The sequence below is a fragment of the Rhizobium sp. P40RR-XXII genome, assembly GCF_012641405.1.
Taxonomy (GTDB): Bacteria; Pseudomonadota; Alphaproteobacteria; order Rhizobiales; family Rhizobiaceae; genus Rhizobium.
In genome coordinates this window covers 670387-681282 of record NZ_JABAII010000001.1, presented here as the reverse complement: position 1 = coordinate 681282, position 10896 = coordinate 670387, and the positions used below count along the sequence as shown (strand labels likewise).

The 10896-nt window shown below is 60.2% G+C and carries 10 protein-coding genes and 1 pseudogene; 7 read left to right on the top strand and 4 right to left on the bottom strand.

Annotation, left to right across the window (positions count from 1 at the left end; translation table 11 throughout):
• Positions 1 to 94 (bottom strand): annotated as a pseudogene (locus tag HGP16_RS03295) (IS5/IS1182 family transposase); the annotation flags it as partial.
• A gap of 191 nt (positions 95 to 285) precedes the next feature.
• Here HGP16_RS03295 and HGP16_RS03290 point away from each other — a divergent pair.
• Positions 286 to 1275, top strand: a complete 990-nt coding sequence (locus HGP16_RS03290; RefSeq protein ID WP_168838575.1) for a glutathione S-transferase family protein — start codon at positions 286 to 288, stop codon at positions 1273 to 1275.
• 15 nt (positions 1276 to 1290) lie between these two features.
• Here HGP16_RS03290 and HGP16_RS03285 read toward each other — a convergent pair whose 3' ends face one another.
• A complete protein-coding gene (locus HGP16_RS03285; protein WP_168838574.1) occupies positions 1291 to 1782 on the bottom strand; it encodes an NUDIX domain-containing protein in 492 nt (163 codons plus the stop codon).
• A gap of 50 nt (positions 1783 to 1832) precedes the next feature.
• On the opposite strand from HGP16_RS03285, the gene HGP16_RS03280 reads away from it, so the two are divergent.
• The 6 genes from HGP16_RS03280 (at position 1833) to HGP16_RS03255 (ending at position 7424) form a co-directional block, all read left to right on the top strand.
• Entirely contained in the window at positions 1833 to 2771 is a 939-nt protein-coding gene (locus HGP16_RS03280) for a metallophosphoesterase family protein (RefSeq protein ID WP_168838573.1), read from the top strand.
• Between the two features lie 109 nt (positions 2772 to 2880).
• Entirely contained in the window at positions 2881 to 3429 is a 549-nt protein-coding gene (locus HGP16_RS03275; protein ID WP_409526806.1) for a tetratricopeptide repeat protein, read from the top strand.
• A gap of 209 nt (positions 3430 to 3638) precedes the next feature.
• On the top strand, positions 3639 to 4154 hold the full coding sequence (locus tag HGP16_RS03270; RefSeq protein WP_168838571.1) for an RNA polymerase sigma factor: 516 nt from the start codon (positions 3639 to 3641) through the stop codon (positions 4152 to 4154).
• A 3-nt stretch (positions 4155 to 4157) separates the two neighbouring features.
• Entirely contained in the window at positions 4158 to 5000 is an 843-nt protein-coding gene (locus HGP16_RS03265) for an anti-sigma factor (RefSeq protein WP_205926333.1), read from the top strand.
• A 101-nt stretch (positions 5001 to 5101) separates the two neighbouring features.
• Positions 5102 to 5305, top strand: a complete 204-nt coding sequence (locus tag HGP16_RS03260; protein WP_168838569.1) for a hypothetical protein — start codon at positions 5102 to 5104, stop codon at positions 5303 to 5305.
• A gap of 274 nt (positions 5306 to 5579) precedes the next feature.
• A complete protein-coding gene (locus HGP16_RS03255; RefSeq protein ID WP_168838568.1) occupies positions 5580 to 7424 on the top strand; it encodes an ABC transporter ATP-binding protein in 1845 nt (614 codons plus the stop codon).
• Between the two features lie 120 nt (positions 7425 to 7544).
• On the opposite strand, the gene leuA is transcribed toward HGP16_RS03255, so the two are convergent.
• Both leuA and HGP16_RS03245 read right to left on the bottom strand, forming a co-directional pair.
• Entirely contained in the window at positions 7545 to 9251 is a 1707-nt protein-coding gene (gene leuA / locus HGP16_RS03250) for a 2-isopropylmalate synthase (RefSeq protein WP_168838567.1), read from the bottom strand.
• Between the two features lie 327 nt (positions 9252 to 9578).
• Complete coding sequence (locus HGP16_RS03245) at positions 9579 to 10763, bottom strand: benzoate/H(+) symporter BenE family transporter (RefSeq protein ID WP_168838566.1); 1185 nt, start codon at positions 10761 to 10763, stop codon at positions 9579 to 9581.
• Positions 10764 to 10896: the final 133 nt, after the last annotated feature.

Genomic DNA, 10896 nt, shown 5'->3' with positions numbered 1-10896 from the left:
CAGACGAGCCGCGCGTGCGCTCGTCACCAATGATGTGATGCGCTATCCGCGCCCACTGTTCGTCCCGAAGGATCAGACGATCCAAAACACCCATGACTGCCTCCAAAAGACAGTCTTGAATCTGATTCGCTCAGCCTTGGAAACCCAAGAGTCCACACCTCCTAGTCCGGCCCCTCCCGACCGTGTATGGGACGCAGTGTTCAGCATTTGCCGCCTCGAAATCTCCCGCGCATGCCGTATCTTTCCCTATAAGTTACTCGGCAGTTTCCCTGAAAGGATTGAGCAATGGGCATGTTGGTGGACGGCGTCTGGCATGACGTTTGGTATAATACGGAAGAAACAAAGGGCCATTTCAAGCGCGCCGCGTCGCAATTCCGCAACTGGGTGACCGCGGATGGCAGCCCCGGCCCGACCGGCACCGGCGGCTTCAAGGCAGAGGCCGGACGTTATCATCTCTACGTGTCGCTCGCCTGCCCCTGGGCGCATCGAACCCTCATCTTCCGCAAGCTGAAGAAGCTCGAGGAGCTGATCTCGGTCTCGATCGTCGATCCGCTGATGTTGGAAAACGGCTGGGAATTCAAAGGAAAGGACGGCGGCACCGTCGACCATCTCTTCGGCGCAAAGGCGCTTTGGGAAATCTACACCAAGGCCGATCCGCATTATTCCGGCCGGGTGACCGTTCCCGTTCTCTGGGACAAGCAGACCGGTATGATCGTCAATAACGAATCAGCCGAAATCATCCGCATGTTCAACAGCGCCTTCGATGGCCTGACCGGCTCCAAGGCGGATTTCTATCCCGCCGATCTCAGCGCCGATATCGATGCCTTGAACGAGCGCGTCTACGACACGGTCAACAATGGCGTCTACAAGGCCGGCTTTGCAACGGCCCAGGAGGCCTACGAGGAAAATGCCCGACGCCTCTTCGAAACCCTCGATATGCTGGACCAGCGGCTGGCGACAAAACGCTATCTGTTCGCAGACCGGTTGACGGAAGCCGACTGGCGGCTGTTCACGACGCTCGTTCGCTTCGACGCCGTCTATGTCGGCCATTTCAAATGCAACATCCGCCGCATCGCCGATTATGCCAACCTCTCGGCCTATCTGCGCGATCTCTATCAGGTTGCCGGCGTTGCTGAGACGGTGAACCTCGCGCATATCAAGAACCACTATTATCGTAGCCACAAGACGATCAATCCCACCGGCATCGTGCCGATCGGCCCAGATCTAGACCTCGGTCGCCCGCATGGCCGTGAGCAATTGGCAAAAGCCGCGTAATTCGAATGCCGGTCGCTACCAGTGGTTGGAAGGAGCCTCTGCTCCTTCCAATTCCTTCAGCCTGCGATAGGTTGCCTTCGTCGTTCCAGGCGGCAGCGCATCGATCGCAAAGAAACCGCTTTCGATGATCTCGCGATCCGGCTTGCGCGGCGCGGCCTGGGTGACCTCGACACGGTAGAAAACGACATGATCCCGCTTGCTGGTGCGATTGTTGAAATAGACGTGGAAGAGCTGCGGCCGGCCTAAGATCACCAGATTGCCCTCCTCCCGCAGCTCCTTGGCCAGCGCCTGCTCCACCGTCTCATGGCGCTCGACACCGCCGCCGGGCATGTGCCAGCCGGCGATGTAGGAGTGCCGCACCAGGAAAATTCGCCCCTCCCGGTCGAAACAGGCCGCGCGCACGCCAAGCGTCATGCTGCGGGTCAGGCCGAAATAGACATGCAGCGCCCGACCGAACAACCGCACCGCCAAACTCTGCTTTTCGTCCCTCGAAATCTCGTCGCTCATGCGTGAAACCCGATGCCCCGGTCTGCAATGAGGTCGGGGATGTATTTGTTTTGACAATAGACTGGGCTATGTCTCATCCCATGTTCAAGCTCGCGCATATTTCCGATGTTCATCTTGGTCCGCTGCCACGCCTTTCGATCAGAGAACTCGCCTCCAAACGCATTACCGGATTTGTGAACTGGCATCGGAACCGGCGCAAGCACCTTTTTGGCGGTACGCTCGATCTCCTTCTTGACGACATCAAGGCGAAGCAGGCCGATCATCTGGCCGTAACCGGCGATCTCGTCAATCTTGCGAGCGGCATGGAGATCCAGGCCGCAGCCGCATGGCTGAAGACGGTCGGCGATCCCCTTCATACTTCCGTCGTCCCCGGCAATCACGATGCCTATGTGCCCGGCGCATACGAAAAGGCCATGCGCGCCTGGTATCCCTATGTCAGCGGCGACAGCGCTCCCGCCGAGTGGCCGGAAAACCAGCGCATTTTTCCTTATCTGCGCATCCGGGGCCAGGTTGCATTGGTCGGCTGCTCGACCGCCGTCGCCACGCCACCCTTTGCCGCAAGCGGCTTCTTCTCCGCCCGCCAGGCGCGCGAGACGGTAAACATCCTGCGCGCGGCCGGGGATGCCGGGCTCTTTCGCGTCATCATGATCCACCACCCGCCGATTCGCGGCGCAACCAGCTTCTACAAGCGCATGATCGGCATTCGCCGCTTTGCGGCGGTCCTCTCGACGGGCGGCGCGGAGTTGGTCCTGCATGGACACACGCATCTTAACACCTTGCATTGGCTGCGCGGCCATATGGGTCCGGTGCCCATTGTCGGGATCGCCTCAGCCTCGCAAGGGGTTGGCGGCCTGAAGCCGCGCGCCGCCTATAATCTCTTCACGATCGACGGTCGTCCGGGCGCCTGGGAGTTGACGGCCGAACGCTACAGCCTCAATGACCAGGGCAATGGCGTCGATCCGGAAGGCGTCGATATTCTGGCGACATGATCGGCATTTTCGGATGCCGCACGCATCGTTTCGGTAGCGTTTTCTAGGATACGGAGCTACAATCGAACCATCGGAATCCCGGGAGGATAGGATGGGTTTCAAGGCCGCAATGAAAAGCTCCTCGACTGTGGCGCTCACCGTCGGATTCTTGTTTGCCGCCAGCCTGCAGGCCATCGCCGCCGGCTCCGAAAGTGACGAAACAGCCCCGCCGCCAAAGAGCAAGACCACGATCAAATGCACGGACGGCAAGGTTTGGGACAAAGACAAGAAGGAATGCGTGAAGCCGAAGCAAAGCGGCTTCAATGACGATCAGCTGTTCCAGGCGGCGCGCGAATTCGCCTATGCGGGCCAGTACGACAATGCCATCACCGTCCTGAAGCTCGCAAGGAACCAGGACGATCCCCGCATTCTCAACTATCTTGGTTACGCCAATCGCAAGGCGGGCCGCATGGAGCTCGGCATGAGCTACTATCGCAAGGCGCTGCAACGCGACGAGAACTATATCCTTGCGCGCTCCTACATGGGGCAGGCCCTTCTCGATCAGGGTGATGTTCAGGGCGCGCGCGTCCAGCTGGTCGAGATTCGCGATCGCGGCGGCGAAGACACCTGGGCTTACCGCTCGCTGCTGCAATCGCTGAAGGGCCAGGTCGCCTATTGAGGCGGCGCGGGTCAGGCATATGCCGATCGCCGCCCGGAGAAAGACAGTTGAGTGCGCGAGTGTTTTGAAGGCTTGCGAAACGGCACGGAAATGGTTCATACCAACACAGGACGATCATTCTGCTCGCGTCACCTTTTCCAAGGGAGGGGTCATTATTTGCGGAAGCATGTCGACCATGTGACAACCTCCAACGCTTCTTTGGAAAGACCATGCCAACGCCGGTAGCAGCCATCGATATCAGACGCGATCTGGTCGGCCTTCTTCCGAAGCTTCGACGCTTCGCGGTGACGCTGACCGGCGATCTGGCCGAGGCGGACGAGCTCGTCCAAAGCGTCTGTCAGCGTGGCATCGCCAAGTTCCATCTGTGGAACAGCGGCGGCAAATTGGAAAGCTGGCTTTACACCATGGCTCGGCATCAATGGGTCGACGAAGCACGGCGCCACAAGCTGCGCCCCACCGCCGGCAAGGGCAATGCCCTGGAACAGGGCGACCCTGCATCCGGAACACATTTAAATCCGGTGGAAGCCGGAGAAGCGCATCGCCTCGTCACATCTTTGCCCGAAGGACTGGCCAGTGTCTTCCTGCTGGTCGATGTCGAAGGACACAGCTACAAGCAGGCGGCCGATATCCTCGGCATTCCGCTATCGGCAGTGATGTCGCGGCTCTCCAGCGCACGTCTTTACCTTGCTTCTCAGGGTCATAGTCGCTCGCCTCGAAGGTTTTAAGCATTGCAAGACATGAAAAAAACGCCGCTCGAAGTCCGCTTGTCCGCTTTCATGGACGGCGAAACGAGCCGGGAAGAAAAGGAAGAGCTGGAAAAGCTCATTGCTTCCGATCCGAATGCGCAGCGCATATTCAATGAGCTGAAGCACGGTTCCGATGTCGGCCGCAAGGCTTTCGACGAGGTTTTGAAAGAGCCGGTGCCGCTTGCGCTCGTTCGTTCCATCAAGAGCGCCCAGCCTCCGAAGACTCGCGACCCTTCCCCCCGTCTTGCCCGGCCATCCCTGAAATTGGCGCCGAACGGCAGGCAGTCGCTGGCGGCAGCCCTGATCCTCTTCGCACTCGGCGGCGGCATAGGTTATCTCTTCGGCACTCAATCCGCCAATGCGCCGGAGGCGGCGCCCGTCACCCCGGCCCAGGTCGCGACGCGAAACTGGCTGGATGATATAGCCGCCTATCATCGCATCTATTCGCGCCAGCCACGTCATATGGTCGAGCTGCAGGCAAGCGAACTGGACGAAATCAGCAAGTGGCTGGCAAGCACGGTCGGCGTGAAATTCAATTTCCCGGATCTTGCCGCCGACGGCCTCGTCTTCCAGGGCGCGCGGATGTTCATCGCCGGCGGCAAGCCTGTCGGCCAGCTGATCTACAAGAACTTCGATGGAGAGGTCGTCGCCGTCTGTTTCACCAAAACCGACGGCGTCGCCAACGACAACGATTTCAACGAGACCATCAAGGACGATATCAGCATCGTGTCCTGGCATCGCAATGGCGCGACCTACGCTGTCGTCGGCCCTTCCTCGGATGCGATGCTCGACCAGATCGCCAACCGGGTATCGTCGGAGATCTGACCGCTCCTCCTCCCTTTTTGCAGCTTGCGGCCGAATGACGGTCGATGGATAATGATCCTGCGGCAATGGCACCGGTCCGCTAATCATGCTGGAGTTTCGACATGTCCGACATTCTGCTGACCATTCCAGAAATCGACAGGCGCATTGCGGTGATAAGGGGAAATCTTCGCGAATTGATCGAGCAGGCCGCCGCCTTTTCCGGCGCAGCCGACGAAGAACGGACATCGGAACGGATCGCCGAACAGGAAGAAGAGCTCGAGCGCCTGACGAAGCAGCGCGATGAACTTACCAAGGGCAAAGCCTGAACAAAACATACACCGAAGCACATGTCGTCGGCAGGTTTCGACGTCTGCCGCTTCGGCGCGGACAGCGTTCCACGCCCGCAACGCCGCACGATCATGGTACAATTGCTGCTGACATCGACCCCGATACACGCTATAGCTGTTGCAGCGACCTATGAGGAGAGCACTCGGATGAAAAATCACGGCACAGGAAATCACCGCTGAAAAGCAGTGCCGTGAAGGGCTGCTTTATCGGCCCGATCATCAGATTGTTATCTTTCGCCCGCGGAGGGCACTTATGTTTCGTCGCTTTGAAGAGCTTGTCGATCCGTTCCAGGATCATGACGGGCAGCAACCATCATCCGGGACCTGGCGCTATCTTCTAACCAACCTTCGTCCGTTTCGCACAGTCATGGCGATCAGCCTCGGCTTGACCATGATCGGCGCCATTATCGAGATCTGGCTCATCGGCTATTCCAGCCGGCTGGTGGACAATCTCGCCACCGCCCGCCGGGAGGATTTCTGGGCATCCGAAGGGCTGGGCTTGCTGGCGGCCGCAGCCCTTGTGCTGATCGGACGGCCTCTTGCCGGATATCTCCGCGAAAGTCTTGATGACATCGCATTCCGGCCCAATGCAGAGACCTTGTTCCGGTGGCAAGCCCATCGTCACATCCTTCGGCAATCGGTCGGCTGGTTTCGTCAGGATTTTTCCGGCCGCATCGCCAGCCAGGTGCGCGACATCGGCACGGAGGCAACGGGTGCCACCTATGCAATCCTGCACACGCTCTCCTTTGTCACGATCTACGTGGCCGGCTCGCTCTGGCTGATGGCCTCGATCGACCCGCGTCTGATCTGGCCTCTCATCGCCTGGCTCCTCTGCTATCTCGCCCTGATGGCCTATGTCATCCCTCGCCTGCAGAGAGCCTCCGCGTGGTATCAAGGAGCCTATGCCGAGCTGACGGGCATGTTGGTGGACAGCTATGCCAATATCGACCTCATCAAGCTTTTCGCCGATGCGAAGGCGGAAGACAAAGAAGCCCGGCATCGTTTCGCTCTAACGCGCGAAACATTCGTTCGGGTGCAGAGGCTGGAAGTGCTTGTCAATTCGAGCATGCTGTTCCTCGGCAGTTTCCTCATCGTCACGCTTGTCGGCTATGCGGTGGTCCTATGGCAGTCCGGCGGCGCGCCGCTCGGGCTCATCGCCGCATCTCTCGCGCTGAGCTTCCGCATAACCGGCATGGCCGAATGGATGCTGGACGCGGTTTCCTCGCTCTTTGCGCATCTCGGCGCCATGCGGCAATCCCTGTTGACCATCTCACAGCCGCTCACCATTACGGACGCGCCGGCAGCTCAGCCGCTTGCCGTTACAAGGGGCGAGATAGTCTTCCATCATGTAACGCATCACTACGGCAAGGGAGACGGCGGGCTGGATGGCGTTTCCCTGCGAATTGCGGCAGGCCAGAAGGTCGGCCTTGTCGGTCGCTCCGGCACCGGCAAATCGACCCTCGTCAACCTCCTGCTGCGCTTCTTCGATCCGGAAGCCGGCACCATCGAAATCGATGGGCAGGATATTCGGCAGGTGACGCAGGATAGTTTGCGCCGGCAGATTGCCGTGGTCAGCCAGGAGGCGTCGCTCCTTCACCGCTCCATTCGCGATAACATCGCGCACGCGAATCCCCGCTTCTCGGAAAATGCAATTATCGCCGCGGCCGAGAAGGCAGCCGCGAGCGACTTTATCGCAAAGCTAAGGGATCAGGAGGGACGTACGGGCTTCGACGCCCATGCGGGCGAACGTGGCGTTCAGCTCTCCGGCGGTCAGCGGCAACGTGTGGCGATCGCGCGCGCCGTCCTCAAGGACGCTCCGATCCTGGTGCTCGACGAGGCAACGTCGGCCCTCGATTCGGAGGTGGAAGCTGCCATCCAGGACACGCTCTATAGCATCATGGAGGACAAGACAGTCATCGCCATTGCGCATCGCCTGTCAACCATCGCGCGCATGGACCGTATCGTCGTGCTGGATCAGGGCCGCATCGTCGAGGACGGGACGCATTCAGAGCTGATCGCCCAAAACGGCATCTACGCAACGCTGTGGTCCCATCAATCCGGCGGCTTCATCGAAGGCGACGAGCCGGCAGCCGGCTGACGCGCAACAAAAAGCTCCCTCGAAAACTGAACTGACCCCCGAAGTTGTCGTCCAACTTTCGGGGGCCAGTTCAAACCGAGGGAGCTTTTTAAAATCAGCGCTGCAGAGACCGTCTCAGCCTTACGCCGCCCTGATCGCGAGAACACGGTTCGCGGCCGATACGATCGCCTCGAGAGACGCCGCGACGATGTTGGTGTTGATGCCGGCACCGAAGAGCTTGCCGCCCGGATGGGAGACTTCGACATAGGAGATCGCCGAAGCGTTGGAGCCGTGCTGCAGCGAGTGCTCGGAATAATCCTCGACCGACATCGGGATACCGAGATAGATCGAAAGCGCATTGATGAAACCGTCGATCGGGCCGTTGCCTCTGCCCTCGATGCGCTTCACCTCGCCATTGTCGGTGATCTCGGCCGCGACGATGCGCTGCCCCCTGTGCTCCGGGTCAGCGAAGGTGTGATGGTCGACGAAGCGGAGCCGCGCATCGGGCTGCGTCACGTAACGCTCGATGAAATGCTCATAGATGCGCTTGGACGGCAGTTCCTTGCCTTCTTCGTCGGTGATGCGCTGGATCTCCTCGCGATATTCCACCTGGAGATTGCGTGGCAGGTTCAGCCCGTAGTCCTGCTGCATGATATAGGCGATGCCGCCCTTGCCGGACTGCGAGTTGATGCGGATGATCGCCTCATAAGTGCGGCCGACATCCTGCGGGTCGATCGGCAGATAGGGCACTTCCCAGACCGGATCGTTGGCGACCTTGGCGGCCTTCATGCCCTTGTTGATCGCATCCTGATGCGAGCCGGAAAAGGCGGTGTAGACCAGCTCGCCGACGTAAGGATGACGCTCGCCAATCGCCATCTGGTTGGAATATTCGAAGACTTCCTTCATGCGCTCGATGTTCGAGCAATCCAGTTCCGGATCGACGCCCTGCGTGAACATGTTCAGCGCCATCGTGACCACGTCGACGTTGCCGGTGCGTTCGCCATTGCCGAAGAGCGTGCCTTCGACGCGGTCCGCGCCGGCCATCAGCGCCAGCTCGGCGGCTGCGATGCCCGTGCCGCGGTCATTGTGCGGATGCAGCGAGATGATCAGGTTTTCGCGGTTGTCGAGATTGCGGCACATCCATTCGATCTGGTCGGCATAGATGTTCGGCGTCGCCATTTCCACCGTCGACGGCAGGTTGATGATCAGCTTGTTGTCCGGCGTCGGCTTCATGACGTCGATCACCGCGTTGCAGATCTCCAGCGCCACGTCCAGCTCGGTGCCGGTGAAGCTCTCCGGCGAATATTCGAAACGATAGCCGCCGCCGGCCTTGGCCGCCATGTCGCTGATCATCTTGGCCGCATCGACGGCGATCTGCTTGATACCCTGCACATCCTTGGCAAACACTACGCGGCGCTGCAACTCGCTGGTGGAATTGTAGAAATGCACGATCGGCTTGTTGGCGCCTTCCAGCGCCTCGAAGGTCCGGGTGATCAATTCCGGACGGCACTGGACGAGAACCTGCAACGACACATCGGCCGATACGTTGCCCTGCTCGATGCACCAGCGGGCAAAGTCGAAGTCGGTCTGCGAAGCGGAGGGGAAACCGATCTCGATTTCCTTGAAGCCCATATCCAGCAACAGCTGAAACATGCGCGCCTTGCGGTCGTGACCCATCGGATCGACGAGCGCCTGGTTGCCGTCGCGCAGGTCGACTGAACACCAGATCGGCGCCTTGGTGATGACCTTGGACGGCCAGGTCCGGTCGGGAATGTTGATTTGCGGATAGGCGCGGTATTTCACCGCCGCTTCGGGCATGCCTTTGGGGGAATGGCTGTTCGCGTCCATGGTCTCGTCTCTTCCTTTCCCGTCATTTCGTCCCGCGTCTTAGCCGATCGGATGCGGCTTGGCGATGATAAATGCGGACCCTTGCGGGTGATCTGTCGATTTTAGGGTAAGTCGCGAGGAGCGATGGCCAGCGGGCTTTTCGGCCGCCGGGCGCTCCTCAAAGGACCCGGCAACCGCGCGTAAGGCCGAGGAGGAGAAGCGAGGTAAGGGCGCGCGTATTGTCACGCAGGGCAACGCGCCCACGTGCAATCTGTTCGGAAATCTTTGCGCCAGTCAACTTCATGGTGGCGCTTATAGCCGCCGGACCGAAAAGAAGCAACCCCTTGCTCACCTCTTCAGCATTTGCACGCCGCGCGACAGCGCCAGCATCAATCCGCCGGCAATCAGCCCCCAGAAGGCGCCGGAAATCCCGCCGAAGGAAACGCCCGATGCCGTCACGAGAAAAGTAATCGCGGCTGCCTCACGCGATTCCGGTTGCTGGAAGGCATTCAAGGCGGAGTTGGAGAATGCACCGACAAGAGCCAGGCCGGCCACCGCCTCGATGAGGATCGACGGCGCGAGCGCCACGAAAGCCGTAACCGCGCTCGCCAGCAATCCGAAGACGATATAGCCAAGTCCGGCGACGATCGCCGCCCAATAGCGCCTCCCTGGATCGGCATGCGCATCCTGTCCGGCGCACATGGCGGCCGTGATGGCCGCAAGATTGACGGCATGGCCGCCAAAGGGAACGGCAAGCAACGAGAATACGCCGGTCACGGCAAACAGAGGGCCGGGCTTGGGATCGTAATCATGCACCTTCAGCACCGCGATGCCGGGAATATTCTGTGACGCCATCGTCACGATGAACAGCGGCAGCGCGATGGAAACGATGCCGGCGAGCGTGAAGACCGGCTTGACGAATTCGACCGTCGGCAGCAGCGAATGTTCGAGCGAGGCAAACGCACCGTCCGGTATCTTCACGCCGAAGGCCAGCACCAGCGCGAAGGCTGCAAGTGCCGCCGGCACGGCCCATAGCCGCTTGAACGCGCCGACGACGATCCAGGCGAGGATGATGGGCAGGCCAAAGGCCGGATTGAAAGCAATCGCCTTCACAGGCGCAAAGCAAAGGCCGAGCAGAACGCCGGCCAGCATGGCATTGGCGAGCGGCGCCGGGATCGACGCGACCGCCCGTCCAAAAGGCCGGAACAGCCCGGCAATGACGATCAACAGGCCGCAAATGAAGAACGCCCCGACAGCTGCTGGAAAGCCACCCTCGATCGCCCCCGCACTTGCCAGCAACGCCGCGCCCGGCGTCGACCAGGCAATGCTGATGGGAAGCCTCGTCGCCACGCTGAGCACGATGGCGCAAACGCCCATCGCCACCGAAAGCGCTGTCAGCCCGGATGCCGCCTGAGCGTCCGTGGCACCCACGACCTGCAGGCCGTGGAAGACGACGGCGAAGGAACTGGCAAAGCCGACAAAAGCCGTGAGGCATCCCATGAACAGGCTTTGGATGGAAAAATCTTTGAGCATGGCGGCGGAGACTCGGGGGCGACGATCGATTGAGCTCGCATGGAGCATCACAAGCATCGGACGTGCAAGTGCAGTTTCCGGACGAAGTGACGGCGGCAAGGCGAACCGAGATCGCATATATCAAACGCGATTC

What these genes read in the sequence shown, in the direction of transcription:
- HGP16_RS03290 (WP_168838575.1), top strand. Translation starts at nt 286, where the DNA reads ATGGGCATGTTGGTGGACGGCGTCTGGCATGACGTTTGGTATAATACG.
- HGP16_RS03285 (WP_168838574.1), bottom strand. Translation starts at nt 1,782, where the DNA reads ATGAGCGACGAGATTTCGAGGGACGAAAAGCAGAGTTTGGCGGTGCGG.
- HGP16_RS03275 (WP_409526806.1), top strand. Translation starts at nt 2,881, where the DNA reads ATGAAAAGCTCCTCGACTGTGGCGCTCACCGTCGGATTCTTGTTTGCC.
- HGP16_RS03270 (WP_168838571.1), top strand. Translation starts at nt 3,639, where the DNA reads ATGCCAACGCCGGTAGCAGCCATCGATATCAGACGCGATCTGGTCGGC.
- HGP16_RS03260 (WP_168838569.1), top strand. Translation starts at nt 5,102, where the DNA reads ATGTCCGACATTCTGCTGACCATTCCAGAAATCGACAGGCGCATTGCG.
- HGP16_RS03255 (WP_168838568.1), top strand. Translation starts at nt 5,580, where the DNA reads ATGTTTCGTCGCTTTGAAGAGCTTGTCGATCCGTTCCAGGATCATGAC.
- leuA (WP_168838567.1), bottom strand. Translation starts at nt 9,251, where the DNA reads ATGGACGCGAACAGCCATTCCCCCAAAGGCATGCCCGAAGCGGCGGTG.
- HGP16_RS03245 (WP_168838566.1), bottom strand. Translation starts at nt 10,763, where the DNA reads ATGCTCAAAGATTTTTCCATCCAAAGCCTGTTCATGGGATGCCTCACG.